Origin of the sequence: Nocardioides pini (genome assembly GCF_026712185.1) — a bacterium.
GTDB classification, from domain to species: domain Bacteria; phylum Actinomycetota; class Actinomycetes; order Propionibacteriales; family Nocardioidaceae; genus Nocardioides; species Nocardioides pini.
On the sequence record NZ_JAPPUX010000001.1, the window covers coordinates 1,073,324 to 1,092,906 of the forward strand.

The 19,583-nt window shown below is 72.4% G+C and carries 20 protein-coding genes; 7 read left to right on the plus strand and 13 right to left on the minus strand.

What is annotated here, in order from left to right; translation table 11 throughout:
- Positions 1-4 precede the first annotated feature (4 nt).
- From NYO98_RS05250 to NYO98_RS05260, 3 genes are read right to left on the minus strand one after another with little or no spacing between them, the layout of a single operon-like run.
- A complete protein-coding gene (locus NYO98_RS05250; RefSeq protein ID WP_268110469.1) occupies positions 5-484 on the minus strand; it encodes a GNAT family N-acetyltransferase in 480 nt (159 codons plus the stop codon).
- A 10-nt stretch (positions 485-494) separates the two neighbouring features.
- Positions 495-2,174, minus strand: a complete 1,680-nt coding sequence (locus NYO98_RS05255; RefSeq protein WP_268110470.1) for an acetolactate synthase — start codon at positions 2,172-2,174, stop codon at positions 495-497.
- Positions 2,175-2,184: 10 nt separating this feature from the next.
- Complete coding sequence (locus tag NYO98_RS05260; RefSeq protein ID WP_268110471.1) at positions 2,185-3,039, minus strand: DUF2785 domain-containing protein; 855 nt, start codon at positions 3,037-3,039, stop codon at positions 2,185-2,187.
- A gap of 82 nt (positions 3,040-3,121) precedes the next feature.
- Here NYO98_RS05260 and NYO98_RS05265 point away from each other — a divergent pair, with 82 nt between their 5' ends.
- Positions 3,122-4,600, plus strand: a complete 1,479-nt coding sequence (locus NYO98_RS05265) for a sensor histidine kinase (RefSeq protein WP_268110472.1) — start codon at positions 3,122-3,124, stop codon at positions 4,598-4,600.
- A gap of 4 nt (positions 4,601-4,604) precedes the next feature.
- On the opposite strand, the gene NYO98_RS05270 is transcribed toward NYO98_RS05265, so the two are convergent.
- Positions 4,605-4,856 (minus strand): WhiB family transcriptional regulator, encoded by a 252-nt coding sequence (locus NYO98_RS05270; RefSeq protein ID WP_056601527.1) that lies wholly within the window; start codon positions 4,854-4,856, stop codon positions 4,605-4,607.
- A gap of 218 nt (positions 4,857-5,074) precedes the next feature.
- Here NYO98_RS05270 and NYO98_RS05275 point away from each other — a divergent pair, with 218 nt between their 5' ends.
- Positions 5,075-5,431 (plus strand): hypothetical protein, encoded by a 357-nt coding sequence (locus tag NYO98_RS05275; RefSeq protein WP_268110473.1) that lies wholly within the window; start codon positions 5,075-5,077, stop codon positions 5,429-5,431.
- On the opposite strand, the gene NYO98_RS05280 is transcribed toward NYO98_RS05275, so the two are convergent.
- The 4 genes from NYO98_RS05280 to sodN form a co-directional block, all read right to left on the minus strand.
- Entirely contained in the window at positions 5,428-6,276 is an 849-nt protein-coding gene (locus NYO98_RS05280) for an RNA polymerase sigma factor SigF (protein WP_268110474.1), read from the minus strand. The two genes, NYO98_RS05275 and NYO98_RS05280, sit on opposite strands and share 4 nt — an antisense overlap.
- 1 nt (position 6,277) lies before the next feature.
- Positions 6,278-6,694, minus strand: coding sequence for an ATP-binding protein (locus NYO98_RS05285; RefSeq protein WP_268110475.1), 417 nt, complete (start codon positions 6,692-6,694; stop codon positions 6,278-6,280).
- A gap of 55 nt (positions 6,695-6,749) precedes the next feature.
- On the minus strand, positions 6,750-7,454 hold the full coding sequence (locus NYO98_RS05290) for a GNAT family N-acetyltransferase (RefSeq protein WP_268110476.1): 705 nt from the start codon (positions 7,452-7,454) through the stop codon (positions 6,750-6,752).
- A 235-nt stretch (positions 7,455-7,689) separates the two neighbouring features.
- Positions 7,690-8,091: a superoxide dismutase, Ni gene (sodN, locus tag NYO98_RS05295; RefSeq protein WP_179620218.1), complete on the minus strand. Its 402-nt coding sequence runs from the start codon at positions 8,089-8,091 to the stop codon at positions 7,690-7,692.
- A 50-nt stretch (positions 8,092-8,141) separates the two neighbouring features.
- Here sodN and NYO98_RS05300 point away from each other — a divergent pair, with 50 nt between their 5' ends.
- The 3 genes from NYO98_RS05300 to NYO98_RS05310 are packed head-to-tail and all read left to right on the plus strand — an operon-like array spanning position 8,142 to position 10,664.
- A complete protein-coding gene (locus NYO98_RS05300; protein WP_268110477.1) occupies positions 8,142-8,522 on the plus strand; it encodes a S24/S26 family peptidase in 381 nt (126 codons plus the stop codon).
- A 20-nt stretch (positions 8,523-8,542) separates the two neighbouring features.
- Positions 8,543-9,715, plus strand: coding sequence for an NAD(P)-dependent malic enzyme (locus tag NYO98_RS05305; RefSeq protein ID WP_268110478.1), 1,173 nt, complete (start codon positions 8,543-8,545; stop codon positions 9,713-9,715).
- Positions 9,716-9,749: 34 nt separating this feature from the next.
- Positions 9,750-10,664 (plus strand): DUF6910 family protein, encoded by a 915-nt coding sequence (locus NYO98_RS05310; protein WP_268110479.1) that lies wholly within the window; start codon positions 9,750-9,752, stop codon positions 10,662-10,664.
- 15 nt (positions 10,665-10,679) lie between these two features.
- On the opposite strand, the gene NYO98_RS05315 is transcribed toward NYO98_RS05310, so the two are convergent.
- Together NYO98_RS05315 and NYO98_RS05320 are read right to left on the minus strand one after the other, a co-directional pair.
- Entirely contained in the window at positions 10,680-11,891 is a 1,212-nt protein-coding gene (locus NYO98_RS05315; RefSeq protein ID WP_268110480.1) for a D-arabinono-1,4-lactone oxidase, read from the minus strand.
- Between the two features lie 45 nt (positions 11,892-11,936).
- The gene (locus NYO98_RS05320) at positions 11,937-13,178 is read right to left on the minus strand and encodes a GNAT family N-acetyltransferase (RefSeq protein WP_268110481.1); all 1,242 of its coding nucleotides are present in this window, start codon (positions 13,176-13,178) and stop codon (positions 11,937-11,939) included.
- Positions 13,179-13,248: 70 nt separating this feature from the next.
- Between NYO98_RS05320 and NYO98_RS05325 the strand changes: the two genes are divergently transcribed.
- Both NYO98_RS05325 and NYO98_RS05330 read left to right on the plus strand, forming a co-directional pair.
- On the plus strand, positions 13,249-14,217 hold the full coding sequence (locus NYO98_RS05325) for a zinc-binding dehydrogenase (protein ID WP_268110482.1): 969 nt from the start codon (positions 13,249-13,251) through the stop codon (positions 14,215-14,217).
- Positions 14,214-14,912: an SDR family oxidoreductase gene (locus NYO98_RS05330; protein WP_268110483.1), complete on the plus strand. Its 699-nt coding sequence runs from the start codon at positions 14,214-14,216 to the stop codon at positions 14,910-14,912. Before NYO98_RS05325 ends, NYO98_RS05330 begins: the two co-directional genes overlap by 4 nt.
- On the opposite strand, the gene NYO98_RS05335 is transcribed toward NYO98_RS05330, so the two are convergent.
- From NYO98_RS05335 to NYO98_RS05345, 3 genes are read right to left on the minus strand one after another with little or no spacing between them, the layout of a single operon-like run.
- The gene (locus tag NYO98_RS05335) at positions 14,909-15,454 is read right to left on the minus strand and encodes a nitroreductase family deazaflavin-dependent oxidoreductase (RefSeq protein WP_268110484.1); all 546 of its coding nucleotides are present in this window, start codon (positions 15,452-15,454) and stop codon (positions 14,909-14,911) included. The two genes, NYO98_RS05330 and NYO98_RS05335, sit on opposite strands and share 4 nt — an antisense overlap.
- A gap of 36 nt (positions 15,455-15,490) precedes the next feature.
- Positions 15,491-15,667: a DUF6104 family protein gene (locus NYO98_RS05340; RefSeq protein WP_168218509.1), complete on the minus strand. Its 177-nt coding sequence runs from the start codon at positions 15,665-15,667 to the stop codon at positions 15,491-15,493.
- 21 nt (positions 15,668-15,688) lie between these two features.
- Complete coding sequence (locus tag NYO98_RS05345) at positions 15,689-19,477, minus strand: multifunctional oxoglutarate decarboxylase/oxoglutarate dehydrogenase thiamine pyrophosphate-binding subunit/dihydrolipoyllysine-residue succinyltransferase subunit (RefSeq protein ID WP_268110485.1); 3,789 nt, start codon at positions 19,475-19,477, stop codon at positions 15,689-15,691.
- Positions 19,478-19,583 lie beyond the last annotated feature (106 nt).

Below are 19,583 nucleotides of genomic sequence, written 5' to 3' on the forward strand. Positions count from 1 at the left end.
GGCCTCAGAAGGTCTTGCTGAAGGCGAGCAGGTCGACACCAGGCACCGGTGACCAGTCGCGCTCGGGGTCGCGTGCGTAGCCCAGCCGTCCGTAGACCTGGTGGGCGGCCGCCATCGTCGCCAGCGACGACAGCGCCATGCCCCTCGCGCCGTGCTCACGCGCCCGCTGCTCGCACAGCCGGGCGAGCGCGGTGCCGGCGCCCGCGCCCTGCGCCGCCGGGTCGACGGCGAGCATCCGGAACTCGCCCTCGTCGTCGCGCCCGATCTCGCGCCACGGCGAGCCGGGTGGGCAGTAGGTCACGACCCCGACGACCGTCTCCTCGAGCACCGCCACCCACACCTCGGCCTGGGCGGCACGCGTGGCCACGTCGCGCAACCGGTCGCGGTAGTCGTCCTCGGCACCGGTGAGCAGCGGGTCGTACGCCGCCACGCACACGGCGCCGGCGGCGGCGTGCTCGTCGGGCCGGATCCGGCGCACCTCCACGACCGGGCCCTCAGATGCCGAAGGTGTTGCGCGGGTAGGCCGCCTCGACGTCGGTGATCACGTTGACGAGGTAGGGCACGCCGGACGCGTAGGCCCGGTCGAGGGCCGGCCCGATCTCCTGGGGGTCGCTCACCGTCTCGCCCGCGCCGCCGAGCGCCTTGACCACGTCGTCGTACGGCGTGCGCTGGGCGAGGTCGGCGACGACGTCGTAGCCGTAGAGCATCTGCATCGGGCCCTTCTCCAGGCCCCAGGCGGAGTTGTTGCCCATGACCATGACGACCGGCAGGTCGTGGCGCACGAGCGTGTCGACGTCCATCAGCGAGAAGCCCGCCGCGCCGTCGCCGAGGAGGAGGGTGACCTGCGCGCTCGGCCGCGCGATGCGTGCCGCGATCGCCGCGCCGAGGCCGGCGCCGAGGCAGCCGTAGGGCCCCGGGTCGAGCCAGCCGCCGGGGCGCTTCGGCTCGACGTACTTGCCGGCGAAGGAGACGAAGTCGCCGCCGTCGCCGATCACGACCGAGTCGTCCTCCAGACGGGGGACCAGCTCGCCGTAGATCCGGGCGGGGTGGATGGGGTCGGCCTCGGCGGTGAGGAGCTGGGCGTCCCTCTCGGCCGCGGCCCGCACCTGGTCGCGCAGCTGGTCGGCCCACGTGCGCCAGTCGGGCCTGGGGCCGGCCTCGACGGCCTTCTGCAGGCCGTCGAGGACCGTGGTGAGGTCGCCCGCGACGGACGCGGCGAGCTCGGCGTGGCCGGAGACCTGGCCGGGGGAGTCGGCGATGTGGACGACCCGGGCGAACTCGCCCGTCGGGTTCTTGTCCGGGCCGCCGAACGCGCCGTAGCCGAGGCGGAAGTCGAGCGGGGTGCCCACGACGACGACCAGGTCGGCGCCGGACAGCGCCGCACCACGCGCCTTGGTGACCAGCGAGCGGTGCCCGCCGGGGATGACGCCGCGACCCATGCCGTTGGTGAGGGTCGGGATGCCGAGGTCCTCCACGAACCGCAGGGCGGCCTCCTCGGCGTGGTCGGCCCACACGTCGGTGCCGAGGATGAGGACGGGACGCTGCGCGCGGGCGAGCAGGCCGGCGACCCTGGCGATGTCGTCGTCGTCCGGCTCGACGCGGATGCCCTCGCCCGGGCCGACGGTGCCCGACGCCGAGTTGAAGAACTCGTCCATGGGCACGTCGACGAACACCGGGCCACGGTGGCTCGAGCGGGCCAGCGTGAAGGCCTCGTCGATCCCGGCCGCGACGTCGCCCGCGGTCATCAGGGTCTTCGCGGCCTTCGCGACGGGCGCGATGATCGGCGGCTGGTCGAGCTCCTGCAGGGAGCCCGTGCCCCAGCGGTTCTGCGGGGCGCGTCCGCCGACGACGACCATCGGCGAGCCGGCGAACTGGGCCTGGGCGATCGCGCTGATGCCGTTGGTGACGCCCGGACCGGCGGTCAGCACGGCCAGGCCGGGGACCCGGGTGAGCTTGCCGGTCGCCTCCGCCGCGAAGGCGGCGGTCTGCTCGTGGCGCACGTCGAGCAGCCGCATCTGCGGGTCCTGGGCATCCTGGTTGATGCGCACGGCGCCGTCGTACATCGGGAAGACGTGCGCGCCGGAGAGGGTGAACATCGTCTCCACCCCGTGGGCGCGGGCGACGTGCACGGCCAGCTCGCCGCTGTGGCCGGTGATCTCGCTGCTGCTGCTCATGTCCCGCAGGTTAGCGGGTGTCTACTCGCAGGTAGGGAGCGTTGGTCAACCGCAGTGCGTCGATGACCACGAGGAGCAGGTCGGGCCGCACGGCCGGCTGGTCGTGGCCCAGCGAGAGGTGCAGGAAGAGGGCGCGGAGGAACGCCTGCGGCGCCGCGGTGACGGCGTAGGGGTCGTGGTCGACGGTGCCCCCGTAGGGGTTGGCCGCGGCACCGATCCGGTGCACCCACGGCTCGAGGGCGTCGACGCCGAGCGTGTTGCGGCGCAGGACCTGCATCACCGCGGCGGCGATGCGGTCGGGCTCGCCCGCGGCGAGCGGGGCGTCGGACGGCTGCTCGAGCAGGCGCTCGGCGATGATGTCGAGGAGCACCGCGTGCTCCGGCCCGGCGAGGTGGGGCGACTCCCCGAGGGCGCCGAGGGTGTCCGCGCCGTGGGCGATGGCGTGCGCCCAGCCCTTGTCGGTGACGTAGCCGCGGGTGTCGCGCTCGGTGAGGAACCAGGTCGCGGCCCGGTCGCCCCACTCCAGGATCTTCGCCCCCGGCAGCAGGTGGCGCGCGTTGTCGCGCTCGATGCACGCGCCCAGGATCAACGCGCTGAAGCTGCGTCGGAAGACCGTGTCGGTCCCGTCCTCGCCCAGCCCGACCGAGAGCCCGGCGACCATGCCGTCACCGAGACCGGCGAGCAGGTCGTCGTAGACGCCGTTGTCGATCCAGGTGGCGAGGGCCGGGAACGCGGTGCCGTCGCGCACCTCGGGGCGGGTGGAGCCGAGCATGGCGGTGAGCTCGGCCGTCAGCTCGTCGAGAGGGCGATCCGAGGGGACCTCGAACCCGGCCCTCTGCACCTGCTCCCAGTAGCCGATCGACATGCGCCCCATCCTGCCAGCCACCGCGGACGGGACCCTAGTCCGGCCGCACACCGGCCCATGCACGTGGCCCTAGGCTGGCCGGGTGCCCTCCCTCCACGAGCTCGTGCGAGCCCACACCGACCTCGTGGAGGACGACGTCGCCTGGCTCCAGCTGCTGATGGCGGACTGGCAGATCCTCGCCGACCTGTCCTTCGCCGACCTGGTGCTGTGGCTGCCGGACCGGGAGGGCAAGGGCTACTGGGCGGGCGGCCAGATGCGTCCCACGACCGGCCCCACGGCGCTGGTGGACGACGTCCTCGGGACCTTCATCCCGGCCGGACGCCGCCGCATGCTCGACGAGGCCTTCACGACCGGCCGCCTCGTGCGCGAGGGGGACCCGGAGTGGCGCGACGACGTGCCGGTGCGGGTGGAGGTGATCCCCGTGCGCCGGGCCGGCCGGGTGATCGCGACGATCGCGCGCAACACCAACCTGCTGGGCGTGCGCACCCCCAGCCGCCTCGAGCTCAGCTACCTCCAGACCGCCGCCGACCTGACCCAGATGATCGCCGCCGGCTACTTCCCGCTCAGCGAGCAGCGCGGCGACCACGCCGACTCACCGCGGGTGGGCGACGGCTTCGTGCGGCTCGACCCGGCCGGGCGGGTGGTGTACGCCAGCCCCAACGGGTTGTCGGCCTACCGCCGGCTCGGGCTGCAGGGTGACCTCGCCGGCCTGGTGCTCACCGACCTGACCCGCGAGCTGGTGCCGGCCCGCAGGCGCCCGGACGAGGAGACCCTCAGCGCGGTGCTCGGCGGTCGGGACGGACGCGCGACCGAGGTCGGCACCGACGAGGTCACCCTGATCGTGCGCAGCATCCCGCTGCGTCCGCAGGGGGAGCGCAACGGGGCGCTCCTGCTCGTGCGCGACGTCACCGAGCTGCGCAGCCGCGACCGCGAGCTGGTGACCAAGGACGTCACCATCCGCGAGATCCACCACCGGGTGAAGAACAACCTGCAGACCGTCGCAGCGCTGCTGCGCCTGCAGGCGCGTCGTACGGGGGCCGAGGACGCCAAGGCGGCGCTGGAGGAGGCCGTGCGCCGGGTGGGCTCGATCGCCATCGTGCACGAGACGCTCAGCCACGCGGTCGAGGAGACCGTCGACTTCGACGAGATCGCCGACCGGCTCGGCTCGATGGTCGTCGACGTCAGCGGTGTCGGCGTGCGGGTCCGGGTCGTCCGCGAGGGATCCTTCGGCAAGCTGCCGTCGGAGGCCGCGACCCCGCTCGCCATGGTGCTGACCGAGCTGTTGCAGAACGCCGTCGAGCACGGCTACGCCGGCCAGGAGGTGCCGACGGCGGGGCACTCGGGCCGCGTGGTGGTCACCGCGCGCCGCATCGTGGGCCGCCTGCACGTCGTCGTGGAGGACGACGGGCGTGGCCTGCCCGACGACTTCGACATCGACTCCTCGACCCAGCTGGGCCTGTCGATCGTGCGCACCCTGGTGGAGTCGGAGCTCGGCGGCGTGCTGGAGATCGGCCCCGGGAGCCGGGGCACGCGGGTGCAGGCGGACCTGCCGGTGGAGTGAGGCCTCAGGCCGTGCGGATGCGGGCGCGGGCGTTGCGGCGCTTCAGCGCGCGGCGCTCGTCCTCGCTGAGGCCACCCCACACCCCGTGGTCCTGGCCGGCCTCGAGGGCCCAGGCCAGGCACTGCTCTCGCACCTCGCAACGACGGCAGACCTGCTTGGCCTCCTCGATCTGGAGGATCGCGGGACCGGTGTTGCCGATGGGGAAGAACAGCTCAGGGTCCTCGTCGAGGCATGCAGAGCGGCTACGCCAATCCATGGGTGGGGGAATCCCTCTTTCACATCACGTCGGGTTGCTGTTTGCGGACGTTCAGCTGGCCCGGGCGCCGGAAAGCGCAGCGACCAGACTTGCAATCTTTGAACGTTCACACAACCCCCAACGCTGGTCGTGTCCGTCACAACTACTGTTGTGCGGTGCCCGTTACGCCACAGGCTGATGCCCCCGGCCCCGACCCTACCGTCCCGCCCCCGTTGCAGGTGGCTGCCGCTCTCGTGGCGATCGAGGCGTTCGTCCTCCTCGTGCTCGCCGTGCTCGAGCTGGCCAACCTCCGATCGACCCGGCTCACGATGGGCGTCACGACCACGATGTTCTTCGTCGCCGCCGCGGCCGGGCTGGCGTGGTGCGCCTGGTCGCTGTGGCGGGCGCGTCGCTGGGCGCGCGGGCCGGTGGTGATGGCCCAGCTGATCCAGCTCGGCCTGGCGTGGAACTTCCGCGACGCCCCGACCACGCTGCTGGCGATCGGCCTCGCCGTCGCGGGCGTCGTGGTCATCGCGGGGCTCCTCCACCCGGCGACCACGCAGGTGCTGGAGGGCGACGCCCGTCCGGGAGGCTAGTCGGCCTCGAGCGACGTACGGAGCTGGGCGAGCGTGCGCGTCAGCAGGCGCGAGACGTGCATCTGCGAGACGCCGATCTCCTCGGCGATCTGCGACTGGGTCATGTTCTTGAAGAAGCGCAGCAGCAGGATCCGCTTCTCGCGCTCGCCGAGCCCCTCGAGCAGCGGCTTGATGGACTCGCGGACCTCGACGTGCTCGATGTTGGCGTCCTCGACGCCGAGCGTCGCGAGCATGGCCGGGGGCCCCTCGTCGTCGTCGTCGGAGGCGTCGAGCGACAGCGTGGCGTAGGCGTGCGAGGACTCGATGCCCTCCATGATCTCCTCGACCGTGCAGCCGATGACCTCCGCCAGCTCGCGCGGCGTGGGGGAGCGGCCGAGCTTCTGGGTGAGCTCGCCGGTGGCGCTCCCGATCTGCATCCGCAGCTCCTGCAGGCGCCGCGGCACCCGGATCGCCCAGCCCTTGTCGCGGAAGTGACGCTTGATCTCGCCGATCACCGTCGGCGTCGCGTAGGTCGAGAACTCCACCCCGCGGTCGGTCTCGAACCGGTCGACCGCCTTGATCAGCCCGATCGTGCCGACCTGCACCAGGTCCTCGAACGGCTCGCCGCGGTTGCGGAAGCGGCGGGCGCAGTGCTCCACCAGCGACAGGTGGAGGTGCACGAGGTCGTCGCGCGCGACCGCCCGCACGGCGCTGCTCGCCCCGTCGTCGCGCAGCACGTCGAACAGCTGGGCGCTGCGCGCGCGTACGTGGTCGAGACCGGTGGGTACGCCGTCGGCGTCGCCGTCCCGGTCCAGGGCAGCCTCGGCTGCCGTGTCGTCCCCCGTGTCCCCCGTGGCTGTGCTCATGTCAGAGCTCGGCACCTGTCATTCCCGCAGCGACCGTCGACGTCACCGTGAAGCGGACGCGGAACCGTCCACCCTCGGATCCTGCCGACGCATCCTGCGCCATCGTGTCGAGCACCTGCCAGGCAAAGCTCTCGGTGTCGAGCGGGGGGTCGTCGATCGCGTCAGCCTGCAGCTCGACGGTCATCGAGCCCCGGCCGATCCAGAAGCTCGCCACGAGGTCGGCGCCCGGGTCGGCCTCGGGGATCACGAGCGCGCTCGCCTCCCCGATGGCGATGCGGAGGTCCTCGATGTCGTCGATCGTGAAGTCCAGCCGGGCGGCGAGCCCGGCAGCCGTGGTGCGGACGATCGTGGCGTAGGCCCCCTCGGCAGGGAGCCGGAGCTCGACGTCGGCGCGAGATGCCCCCGTGTTGTCTGCCATCTGCGTCAATGTCCCGTCGTCGAGGCTGATGCTCCGCACACACTAGCCGTCCCGATCAGGTGAACCACGGACACACCTGGTCGCGTGTGCGCAGCTCCTGGCGGTGCCGGGGGTCGCGCAGGAGGGGGATGGGCCTCCCCTCGGCGGGTCGGGCGGAGGGTGGCGACGGTGGGCTGCCGGTTGTGCCGACCGCGGTGCCTACCGGGGTGCCGACCGGGGTGCCGACCGGCGTCCGCGCTGCGGCCAGCGGCTCGAGCTCGACGACGACGCCGTAGACCCCGCTGCCCTCGTCCTCGAGCGACACCGCACCGAGGCGGCGGAGCATCTCGAGCGACGCGGGGTTGTCCTGCAGCACCTCGGTGACGATGCGGTCCACCCCCGCCGGCCGCTGGCGCATCAGCGCCTCGAGCAGCACGGTGGCCACACCGCGGCCCTGCCACTCGTCCTTGACGGTGACGGCGAGGTCGGCGGCGTCGGGGACGTCGGCGTAGCGCACGATCCGCGCCAGGGCGATGGGGTCGTAGACGCCCGGGCTCGTCTCCGCGCAGAGCACGAGGGCGACGTGGTCGATGCCGTCGACGTCGTCGACGAGGTGCTCCAGCATCGCGTCGCTGAGATGCCTGACCGGTGCGAGGAACCGCCGCCGCCGGGACTCGGGGGAGAGGGTCTCGTACTCCGCCGCCAGCGCCGCCCGGTCGGTTCGCAGCAACGGCACGACGAAGGCGTCCGTGCCGTCTCGCAGCGCGACTTGCTCGATCATCGGGCCCTCCCGTCCGCTGGCCGGAGCCTAGCCAGCGCGGCCGGCGTTCGAGACACGAACGCCGCACCGACCCGGAGGTCGGCGCGGCGTTCGCGTGTGTCAGGCCTTCTTCGCGGTCGCGACCTCGCGGGGCTCGGTCGCGCTTCAGGACTCGAAGGCCTTCGCTCAGGCCTTCTTCGCGGTCGCGACCTCGCAGGCTCGGTCGCGCTTCATGACTCGAAGGCCTTCACTTCGTTCAGGCCTTCTTCGTCTCCCAGAAGATCTCGGCGATCTCGTCGATCTTGGCGAGCAGCTCGTCGGCCTTGCCGGCGTCGAGCTCGCCCTTGGTGCCGGAGGCGCCGGCCAGCTTGGTGGCCTCGTTGACCAGCGTGTGCAGCTGGGGGTACTTCTCGAAGTGCGGGGGCTTGAAGTAGTCGGTCCAGAGCACCCACAGGTGGTGCTTGACCAGCTCCGAGCGCTGCTCCTTGATCAGGATGGCGCGGGTGCGGAAGTCGGGGTCGTCGTTGTCGGCGACCTTGGCGATGATCGCCTTGATCGACTCGGCCTCGATGCGGGCCTGGGCGGGGTCGTAGACGCCGCAGGGGAGGTCGCAGTGGGCGGAGACCTCGACGGTGGGGGCGAGCAGGTGGCGAAGCATCGGGTTCCTCTCGATCGGGAAGATGTGCGTCTGCTGCGACACTACTCCGCGTGAAGTGGCGTCGGCAGCGGGGTCCCGCCCCCCGGGGTGGGCGCTCCGGACCGCCGTTCGGGACGGCCGTCGTCCGGGGTCGATCGATGCTCCCGACGCTGCGCGAGGGCGACCTGCTGCTCGTCCGGTACGGCGTCCCACCCCGGCCGGGCGACCTCGTCGTCGCCCGCTTCGCCGACGACACGGTGGCGGTCAAGCGCGCGGTCGAGGAGCGTCGTACCCGCTCCGGCGCAGCCGGCTGGTGGCTGCTGAGCGACAACCCCGACGAGGGGGTCGACTCGCGCCACCGCGGGCCCGTCCCGGAGGCCGACATGCTGGCCGTCGTACGCCTGCGGGTGTGGCCTTCCCCACGCGTGGGACGCCGGCTCCAGGGCCGCTGAGCTGTGCGAGTATCGCCGGCATGGTTTCGCACCCGCACGCCGGCGACCCGGTGTTCGACCTGCACGTCGGCGGCAAGATGGAGATCCTCTCGACGGTCGCGCTGGCCGGCCCCGACGAGCTGTCCCTCGCCTACACCCCGGGTGTCGCGCGGGTGTGCGAGGCCATCGCCGCCGACCCGTCGATGACCCAGCACTACACGTGGGTGCCCAACACGGTCGCCGTCGTGACCGACGGCACCGCGGTCCTCGGCCTCGGTGACATCGGCCCGGCCGCCGCGATGCCGGTGATGGAGGGCAAGGCGGTGCTTTTCAAGCAGTTCGGCGGGGTCGACGCCGTGCCGATCTGCCTCGACACCACCGACGTCGAGGAGATCATCGAGACCGTCGTCCGGCTCGCGCCGAGCTTCGGCGGCATCAACCTCGAAGACATCTCGGCCCCGCGCTGCTTCGAGATCGAGGCGCGGCTCAAGGAGCGCCTCGACATCCCGGTCTTCCACGACGACCAGCACGGCACGGCCGTCGTCGCGCTCGCCGCGCTGACCAACGCGCTCCGCCTGACCGGTCGTGACGCCGCCACCGTCCGCGTCGTGGTGCAGGGCGCGGGTGCCGCCGGCGTCGCCGTCGCGCGGATCCTCCTCGAGGCCGGCATCAAGGACATCGCGGTCCTCGACCGGCAGGGCGTGCTCAACTCCTCGCGGTCCGACCTCACCGAGGTCAAGGCTGCCCTGGCCCGCGACACGGCCGACCACTTCGACCGCCGCGGCACGCTGGCCGACGTGATGGCCGGCGCGGACGTCTACATCGGCGTCTCCGGGGGCCAGGTGCCCGAGGAGATCGTGGCCTCGATGGCCGACGACGCGATCATCTTCGGCCTGGCCAACCCGACGCCCGAGGTGCACCCCGACCTGGCGCACCGCTACGCCCGCGTCGTCGCCACCGGCCGCTCGGACTTCCCGAACCAGATCAACAACGTCCTCGCGTTCCCCGGCATCTTCCGCGGCGCCTTCGACGTGCACGCCACCGCCATCACGGAGGGGATGAAGGTGGCCGCCGCCACCGCCCTCGCCGAGCTCGTCGGCGACGACCTGCGCGAGGACCTGGTGATCCCCTCGCCGTTCGACCCGCGGGTGCCCGGCGCCGTGCGGGAGGCGGTGGCCGACGCCGCCCGGCGCGACGGGGTCGCCCGACGCTGAGCCGGCCGAACGGCAGGTCTGGCAGCATGCGGTCATGGACGTCGAGGTGACGGGGACCGAGCTGCTCCGCTTCGACGACGGCGCCCCGGTCCGGGCGGCGTCGGCGGTGGTGGCGCTCGGCGACGGCCGCCTCGTCGTCTCGGACGACGCGACGCACGCCGCGTGGTTCCGCCCGGATGCCGGGCCCAGCCGCGTACGCCTGCTCCCGCCCGTCGAGGGGCACGAGGTGTTCGCCGAGGAGTCGGGCACCAAGCACCTCAAGCCCGACCTCGAGACGGCCTGCCGGGTCGAGGTCGACGGCGAGGAGGCCGTGCTCCTGATGGGGTCCGGCTCGTCGGCGAGGCGGATGCGGTGGTGCCTCCTCCGGCTGCGGGACGGCGTGCCGGAGGTCGCCACGGCAGACATGGACGAGCTGTACGCCGACGTCGCGGCCTCGCTCGGCGTCGATGCCGACGACCTCAACCTCGAGGGCGCCTGCATCGTCGGCCGCAGCCTGCGGTGGTTCCACCGCGGCCTGCCCTCGGCCGGCCTGCCCAGCGGGAGCGTCGACCTCGCCCTCGACGCAGCCCTGGCCGCAGCCACCGGACAGCGGCGCACGCTGCAGGTGCAGGCTCCCAGGACCTACGACCTCGGCTCCGTCGACGACGTCGGCCTGGCGATCACGGACGTCGTCGCGCTGCCGGACGGCGACCTGCTCGCCTGCGCGGCGGCCGAGGACAGCCCCAACCCGCGTGACGACGGGAGGGTGACCGCGGCGGCGCTCGCGCGGATCCGCGGTGACGAGGTGGTCGAGGTCGGGCCCCTGCCCGACCACGACGGCCGCGTGCTCAAGGTCGAGGGTCTGATGCTGCTCGGCGCGGCCGACGGGGAGGTGACGCTCTACGCCGTCACCGACGTCGACGACCCGGACGCCGCGTCCTGGGCGGCCACCCTCCGCGTACGCCTCTGAGCGGGCGCCGGTCCGCTACGCGAAGAGCGGCCGCAGGTGGTCGTTGAGGAACACGCCCCGCGGGTCCAGCTCGCGGCGGAGGGCGATGAAGTCGTCGGCCCGCGGGTAGAGCGCGTGGAGGCGCTCGGGCGTCATGAAGTGCAGCTTGCCCCAGTGGACGCGGGCGTCGAAGCCGGCGAGGAGCGCGTCGACCGAGCGGAGGTAGCCCCAGTAGTCGGTGCCGGGCGTGCCGGAGACGGAGATGACCACCGTGGGCGTCCGGAACTGCGGGGAGAGGAAGGCCTCGTCCGACCCGACCGTGCGCACCTCGAGCGGGTACACGGAGTCGGGGAGGCTGCGCTGCATCAGCTCTCGCATCGCGTGGAGCGCCTCGGGCGCGCGGTCGAGGGCGACGAAGTACTCCAGCTCGTGGAAGTTGGGGTCGTAGACCATCGGGAAGATCCGGTAGCACCGGTCGACGCGGCGGCCCACGGTGTCGTCGTCCGGCACCTCCGGTCCGACCTCGTCGTAGACCTTGACGTAGCAGCGGTCGGCCAGGCGCTCGCCGTGCCCGTCGAGGTTGTAGAGCGCGCCAGACTCCTCGGTCGGCAGCCAGAACATCCCGAAGTGACGGTGCTCCTCGACCAGCTGGTCCCAGTGCTCCATCACGTCGTCCCAGGACCGGAGGCTGACGTGCTCGCGCAATCGGTAGGCGTCGGTGACCTCGAGCTCGAGCTGCGTGACGACCCCGAGCATCCCGACGGAGACCTGGGCGGCGTGCAGCAGGTCGAGGTCGGTCTCGTCGACCTCGCGGACGTCACCGGTCGCCGTCACGAGCCGGGCGCCGCGCACGACGCCCGAGAGGCTGGTGTAGCGCGTGCCGGAGCCGTGCGTCCCGGTCGCCACGGCGCCGGCGATCTGCTGGGTGTCGATGTCGCCCTGGTTGCGCAGCGCCAGGCCGACCTCCCACAGCGGTGCGTAGAAGTCACGGATCAACGTGCCGGGGAGGGCGGTGGCGCGCCTGGCGGCGACGTCGGTGCCGACGACGCCCCGCATCGCCGAGAGGTCGAGCAGCAGGCCGTCGGTCCGGACCACGGGCGTGAAGGAGTGCCCGGCACCCGCGACGCGGACGTGCTGGCCGCGCTCCGCGGCCCGCCGCACGAGCGCGGCGACCTCGTCCTCGTCGCGCGGGGTGGCGATCGTCGCGGGTGAGAAGGACTGGTTGCCCACCCAGTTGGTCCAGGTCATGCCGGTCAGCCTGACCAGCGGCGGACGGGCCGTCAACGGTCGACGTCAGAACCCGATCGACGGCTCCGGCGCGACCGTGGTGCGCATGGCCCGCGCCAGCTCGGCGTACGCCCCGGGGCGGTGCTCCTGCACCAGCCCGGCGCGCAGCAGCCCACCGATCCCGTGGCCGAGGTAGCCGGCACCCAGCGCGGCCACGTCGAGGGTGACGTCGGCGGGGGAGTCGGTGCGCGAGGCGGCGCCGGTGCCGGAGGCGGCGGTGAGGCGCCAGCGCCCGGCGTTCCAGGGCGCGTAGCGGTCCTGGACCTCGACCACCACGTCGCAGTCGGACTCGAAGGCGCGCAGCGGCCAGGCCGCCTCGACGTCGACGAGGCGCACCCACGTGCTGTCCCAGGTCTTCAGGTCGCCGGCCCCGCGGGGCCCGCCGACCCAGCCCAGGATCGGGTCGTCGACGCCGACGTTCTCGAGCTTGGTCGTGCCCATCAGGTCGAGGTCGACGACGCGGCGGGCGAGGGCGAGCCGGGCGGCCGGGCCGCCGCAGAAGGTGCCGACCACGACGGTGCCCGACGGGCGGGCGCTCTCCCACTTGTGCTCGCGGCGCAGACCCGTGAACCCCACGTCCTGGCCGTCGCGGCGCGCGAACAGGATGCGGCGGGGCTCCTTGTCCCGCAGCTGCTCGGGCGTCTCGTGCGCCATCAGCGTGAAGAAGTCGGGCAGGCCGATGATCGTGCCGGGGAAGTCGGGAGCCGCAGCGAGCTGGCAGGCGCGCATCCGCTCCGTCACACCCGGGGCGGCCATGTCGAGGAGGTGGGTGGTGAGGGACGCGACCTCGTCCTCGAGGTGCGGGGCGGTGAACGTCGTGCCGCGACCGAGGCTGACCTGGTGGGTCAGCACGGCGCTGCCGTAGCCGAACCTCCCGTAGATCGCGGCCTCGCTCGCGTGCAGGGCGGACACGGCGGTGCCGGCGTCACGGGCGCGGGTGAGGTGGTCGCTCATCATCGCCGCCAGCACGCCGCGGCGGCGGGCGTCGGGGTGGACGCCGACCCAGGTGAGACCGGCGATGGGGACGACGGCCCCGCCGGGCAGCGACATCTCCATCGGGCGCACGCCGTAGATGCCGCTGTGCAGGTCGTCGGGACCGTCGGGGAGGTCGACGACGAAGCGCTGGTCCGCCGGCAACCCCAGCCGCAGGTGGTCCGCGTCGGCGTCGGTGACCTCACCGAACCAGACCAGCTGGTCGGTGGCCAGGTACTTCGCGGGGTCCTCCGAGGGACGTACGTCGATGCTCACCGGCTCCACCCAACCGGGCGGCGCGAGGACCCGCAACCGGATAAGGAAGGCCACTCGCTAGGGTCGGGACATGTTCGCCGTCTACGCCGAGTCCTTCTCCTCCGACGACCCGCTGAGCGGCCTGGTGGTGGGGGAGCGGCCGGCTCCCGAGGCCCCCGACGGGTGGGCGACGGTGACGGTGAAGGCCGCGAGCCTGAACCACCACGACCTGTGGTCGCTGCGCGGGGTCGGCCTGCGCGAGGAGTCGCTGCCGATGATCCTCGGCTGCGACGCCGCGGGCGTCGACGAGGACGGCAACGAGGTCGTCGTGCACGGCGTCATCGGCGACCCGCGGTGGACGGGTGACGAGGCCGACGACCCGGGCCGGTCGCTGCTCTCCGAGCGCCACCAGGGCACGTTCGCCGACCAGGTCGTCGTCCCGCGACGCAACCTCGTCCCCAAGCCGGCCTCGCTCTCCTTCGAGGAGGCGGCCTGCCTGCCCACCGCCTGGCTGACGGCCTACCGGATGCTCTTCGCCCAGGGCGGCTGCGTGCCGGGCGAGACGGTGCTCGTCCAGGGCGCCGGCGGCGGCGTCGCCACCGCGCTGATCACCCTGGGCCGGGCGGCCGGCCTGACGATCCTCGCCACCAGCCGCGACGAGGCCAAGCGGACGCGGGCTCGCGAGCTCGGCGCCCACGAGGTCTTCGAGTCCGGCGAGCGCCTGCCCGTGAAGGTCGACGCGGTCATGGAGACGGTCGGCAGGGCGACCTGGACCCACTCGATCCGCTCGCTGCGACCGGGCGGCCGCATCGTGATCAGCGGCACCACCTCGGGCCCGAACGTCGACGACGCCGGCCTCACGCACGTGTTCTTCAAGCAGCTCTCGATCATCGGCTCCACGATGGGCACCCGCGGGGAGCTCGACCTGCTCGTGAAGTTCCTCGACGCCACCGGCGCCCGGCCGCTGGTCGACCGCGTGCTCCCGATGGAGCAGGCCCGCGACGGCTTCGCGGCGATGGCGGAGGGCGACGTCTTCGGCAAGATCGTCTTCTCCCGGTGAGCCGCACCCACGTCGTCACCGGCGCCGGCTCCGGCATCGGGCTCGCGCTGGCCCGTCGTCTGGCGGAGCGGGGCGACCGCCTCGTCCTGCTCGCCCGCAGCGACGCGCGCGCCGCGGAGCTCGCCCGGACCTTCCCGGACGCCCAGGTCCTGGTGGCTGACCTCGCCGACCCCGGCACCCTCAACGGCCTGGGCCGGCAGGTCGACGGACCCGTCGACTCGGTCGTGCACGTCGCCGGCGTCGTCGAACTGGCGCCGGTGGAGCGGCTCCGGCTCGCCGAGTGGGAGGAGCAGCTGGCGGTCAACCTCACGGCGCCCGCGGTCCTGACCCGTGAGCTGCTGCCGCACGTGCGTGCGGCCCGCGGCACGGTCGTGTTCGTCAACTCGTCCGCGGGCCTGGTCGCCAACGCCGGGTGGTCGGCGTACGCCGCCTCGAAGTCGGGCCTGCGCGCCCTGGCCGACGCCCTGCGGGCCGAGGAGGTCGACCACGGGGTGCGCGTCAGCACCGTCTACCCGAGCCGCACCGCCACCCCGATGCAGGAGAAGGTGCACGAGCAGGAGGGGCGGACCTACGACGCCTCGCGCTGGATCGACCCCGAGACCGTCGTCGACACGATCCTCCACGTCGTCGACCTGCCCGTCGGTGCCACCATCCCCGACGTGACCCTCCGTCCCGTCCCGCGCCCGGGCACCTAGACCGGCTCGAGGACGAACACCCGGATCCGCCGGCGCTCGCCGACACGCTCCCGGTAGCGGGCGTAGCCGGGGTAGAAGCGCCCCGCCAGCGCGAAGACCTCCTCCGCCTCGGCGGGCGTCGCCGCGCGGGCGACCACCTCGCGGGAGGTGCCGCGGTAGGTGAGGGTGGCACGCGGGTCGGCCTCGAGGTTGAGCGCCCACGCCGGTGTCGGGGCCTGGCCGAAGTTGGTGCCGAGCAACGCCAGCGTGCCATCGTACGGCGTCGCGATCAGGTGGCTGGTCCGGCGGCGGCCCGACCGACGACCGGTCGTCGTCACGTCGAGCACCGCCAGGCCCGCGAGCACCGCCAGGCCCGCGAGCAGCCCCGGCGCGCTGTGCCGGCCCCGGCTGAGACGGCCGACGGCGTCGTCGAGGTGGCGCAGGACGTGGGAGAAGACCCACCCGCCGGCGCGGGTGCCCGCACCCCAGCGCACGGCACGATGCAGCGGGTTGCCGGTGGCGTGGGAGTAGCCGAGGTCGGTGGCGAGCCCACGGGTGGTCATGGCGCGAGCGTAGGCCAGCCCGGGCGTCGCGGCTGCCTAGTCCTCCGGGTCGTCGAGGCGGGCGAGCCAGGTGGCCAGCCGCTCGATCGGCACCTCGAAGTCCGGGTGCGCGTCGACGAAGGCCTGCAGCTGCTCGGCGAGCCACGCCAGGGTGACCTCCTCGTCACCCCGACGCCGCTCGAGCTCCTCGATCCCGCGATCGGTGAAGTACACCCGCTGCCTCCCGGCCCCGGCTCAGTAGTCGTGGCCGGCGGCGCGCGGCGACTCGAAGGCCGCGTCGAGCAGCGTCTTCTGCTCCTCGACGTGGCGCTTCACCGTGCCGACCGACGGCGACGCGGACGACGGACGGGTGACCGGCTCGACCGTGATGTCCAGCTGGGGCCAGACGTTGAGCTGGTAGTGCGGCCACGGGCCCATGTTGCGTGGCTCGTCCTGCACCCACCGGACGGCCTTGAGGTTCGGGTACTTCGCCACCTCGGCCCTGATCTCCTCGACCGGGTTCGGGTAGAGCCGCTCCACGCGACCGATCGCGAACTCGTCGCCGTTGTCGCGCTTCGACCGCTCGACCATGAGGTCCCACGTCACCCGGCCCGAGCACATGATCAGCGTCTCGACCTTGTCGCGGTCGGCGTTGTCGTCGCCGATGAACGCGCGGAAGGTGGTGTCGCCGACGAAGTCGGCGGGCTGCGAGGCCGCCTCCTTGCGCTTCAGCATCGACTTCGGCGTGAAGACGATGAGCGGGCGGTGCTCCTCGCCGAGCGAGTGGCGGCGCAGCAGGTGGAAGTACGACGCGGGCGTCGAGGGCTGTGCGACCACCATGGCTTCCTCGGCCGACATCGTCAGGAAGCGCTCGATGCGCGCCGACGAGTGGTCGGGGCCCTGGCCCTCGTAGCCGTGGGGGAGCAGCAGGACGACGCCCGACTGCTGGCGCCACTTGGTCTCACCGGCGGAGATGAACTCGTCGATGACGGTCTGCGCACCGTTGACGAAGTCACCGAACTGCGCCTCCCACAGGACCAGCGCCTCGGGCCGCGCCACGGAGTAGCCGTACTCGAAGCCGAGGGCGGCGTACTCCGAGAGGAGCGAGTCGTAGACGTGGAACTTCGCCTGGTCCTCGGTGAGGTTGGTCAGCGGCGTCCACTCGTCGGCGTTGGTGCGGTCGATGATCGTCGCGAAGCGCTGCACGAAGGTGCCGCGGCGCGAGTCCTGGCCGGCCAGGCGGACCGGACGACCGTCCATGAGCAGCGAGCCGAAGGCGAGGATCTCGCCCGTGCCCCAGTCGATCGGGCCATCGGTGATCGCGGCGGAGCGACGCTGCAGCTGCGGCATCACCTTCGGGTGGACGGTGAAGCCCTCCGGCGGCGTGACGTAGCTGTCGGCGATCCGCTTGAGCACCTCGGGCGTGACGGCCGTGGAGAAGTCGCCGGCCGGCTTGTCCGGGTAGTCGGGGACGGTCGTCCACTCGGTCGGTGCCTCGGAGCTGGCCTCGCGCACCTCGGTGAAGACCCGCTCGAGCTGCTGCTGGTAGTCCTTGAGGACCTGCTCGGCCTCGTCGATCGTGATGTCGCCGCGACCGATGAGCGACTCGGTGTAGAGCTTGCGCACCGACCGCTTCTGCTCGATCAGGTCGTACATCAGCGGCTGGGTGTAGGACGGGTCGTCGCCCTCGTTGTGGCCCCGGCGGCGGTAGCAGACGAGGTCGATGACGACGTCCTTGTTGAACGCCTGGCGGTAGTCGAAGGCGAGCCGGGCGACGCGGATGCATGCCTCCGGGTCGTCGCCGTTGACGTGGAAGATCGGCGCCTGCACCATGCGCGCCACGTCGGTGGCGTAGAGCGAGGAGCGCGAGGAACCGGGCGCGGTGGTGAACCCGACCTGGTTGTTGATCACCACGTGCACGGTGCCGCCGGTGCGGTAGCCGCGCAGCTGCGACAGGTTGAGGGTCTCGGCCACGACGCCCTGGCCGGCGAACGCGGCGTCACCGTGGACCAGCAGGGGGAGGACCGGGAACTTCTCGCCCTGGTCGAGGATGTCCTGCTTGGCGCGGGCGATGCCCTCGAGGACCGGGTTGACGGCCTCGAGGTGCGAGGGGTTCGCCGCGACGGAGACCTTGATCTTGTCGCCCGAGCCGGCGACGAACTCGCCCTCGGCGCCGAGGTGGTACTTCACGTCGCCGGAGCCCTGGACCGTGCGCGGGTCGATGTTGCCCTCGAACTCGCGGAAGATCTGGCTGTACTTCTTGCCGACGATGTTGGCGAGCATGTTGAGCCGGCCGCGGTGGGCCATGCCGATGCAGACCTCGTCGAGCCCGGCCTCGGCGGCCGCCTCGCAGATCTCGTCGACCAGCGGGATGGTCGTCTCGCCGCCCTCGAGGCTGAACCGCTTCTGGCCGACGAACTTGGTCTGCAGGAACGTCTCGAACGCCTCGGCCTGGTTGAGCTTGAGCAGGATGCGCAGCTGCTCCTCGCGGGGCGGCTTCACGTGCGGCTGCTCGACGCGCTCCTGGATCCACTTGCGCTGCTCGGGATCCATGATGTGCATGTACTCGATGCCGGTGGTGCGGCAGTAGGAGTCGCGCAGGATGCCGAGGATGTTGCGCAGCTTCATGAAGCGCCGGCCCTCGCCGCCGAACGACCCGGTCGCGAACTCGCGGTCGAGGTCCCACAGCGTGAGGCCGTGCGACTCCACCTCGAGGTCGGGGTGGCTGCGCTGGCGGTACTCCAGCGGGTCGGTGTCGGCCATCAGGTGGCCGCGGACCCGGTAGGCGTGGATCAGCTCGAGGATCCGCGCCTGCTTGACGATGTCGTCGTCGTGGGTGGCGACCACGTCGCGGGCCCAGCGGATCGGCTCGTAGGGGATCCGCAGCGAGCGGAAGATCTCGTCGAAGAAGTCGTTCTCGCCGAGCAGCAGGCCGTGCACCCGCTTGAGGAACTCACCCGACTGCGCGCCCTGGATGACGCGGTGGTCGTAGGTCGAGGTCAGCGTCATCGTCTTGCTGATGGCGTTGCGGTTGATCGCCTCGTCGGAGGCGCCCTGCCACTCCGGCGGGTACTCCATGGCGCCGACGCCGATGATCGCGCCCTGCCCGGCCATCAGCCGCGGCACCGAGTGGACGGTGCCGATGCCACCGGGGTTGGTCAGCGACATCGTGGTGCCCTGGAAGTCGGCGACGGTCAGCTTGCCGTCGCGTGCCTTGCGCACCATCTCCTCGTAGGCCGTCCAGAAGGCCGCGAAGTCCATCGCCTCGGCGCCCTTGATGTTGGGCACGAGCAGCTGGCGGGTGCCGTCGGACTTCTGCATGTCGATCGCGAGGCCGAGGTTGATGTGGGCCGGCGTGATCAGGGTGGGCTTGCCGTCACGGACCTCGAAGCCGACGTTCATCTCCGGCATCGAGCGCAGCGCCTTCACGAGGGCGTAGCCGATGAGGTGGGTGAACGACACCTTGCCGCCGCGGGCGCGGGCGAGGTGGTTGTTGATGACCGTGCGGTTGTCCCACAGCAGCTTGACGGGGAGCGAGCGCACCGAGGTGGCGGTCGGGACCGACAGCGACGCGTCCATGTTGGCGGCGGTGCGCGCCGGCGCGCCGCGCAGCACGGTGTAGGTCGGCTCGTCGCCGGCCGGGGAGGGCGCGGCGGGCTTGGGGTCCTTGGCGACGGGCGTGCTCGAGCCCTTCGCCGGCTCGTCGGCCGCGGCCTGGGGACGCGGGGTCGAGGTGGCGGCCTTGGCCGGCGCCTTCTCAGCGGTCTTCTCGGGGGCCTTCGCGGCAGGGGCCGCAGCCTTCGCCGGCGCCGGGGCGGGCGCGCGCGACGTCTCCACCTTGGTCTGCGTCCTGGTCTGCGACTGCTGGGCCGCCGGGGCGGCGCTGCCGTTGCCGAAGTAGGACGCCCACTCCGGTCCCACGCTCCCGGGATCCTTGTCGTACTGCTCCTTCATCTCCTCCACGAGCCACTCGTTGGCTCCCAGGTCAGATGACGGTGCAACCGAGGACTGGTTGCCGGACTGCCCGTTCGGGGACTGCGCCACGCTTGTTTCGCCTCTTCCAGATGTGATCGCGCGAGGTATGGACCAAGTCGACGTCAAGGCTAGTCGCACACGCGCGCAAATGCAGGGCCGGGTTCGCTCGGTGAGG